Annotated in this window: 1 protein-coding gene; it reads left to right on the top strand. The window is 49.8% G+C overall.

All coding sequences use genetic code 11. From position 1 onward, the window contains the following. On the top strand, nucleotides 1–254 hold a 254-nt coding region (locus HBA93_RS21940), incomplete at its 5' end, for a thiamine pyrophosphate-dependent enzyme (RefSeq protein WP_286202134.1). Nucleotides 255–259: the final 5 nt, after the last annotated feature.

A 259-nucleotide genomic window follows, 5' to 3' on the forward strand; every position in this document is an offset into this window, starting at 1 on the left:
ATCAGGAACGCACCTATCCGGGTCGTGTTTCCGGTACTGCGCTTGCCAATCCTGATTTTGCAGCTTTGGCACAAGCCTATGGCTTACATGGTGAAGTCGTTGAAAACACAGATGAATTTTTTCCAGCTTTCGAACGTTCTGTTGCATCCGGCAAACCGGCGCTGATTGAAATCCGTATTGATCAGGAAGCGATTACGCCGAAAATGGGCCTCAGCGCGATGCGCGAACAGGCTTTGGCAGCACAAAAGAGCTAATCACT

Source organism: Ochrobactrum sp. SFR4, assembly GCF_019730395.1.
Classification (GTDB): domain Bacteria; phylum Pseudomonadota; class Alphaproteobacteria; order Rhizobiales; family Rhizobiaceae; genus Pseudochrobactrum.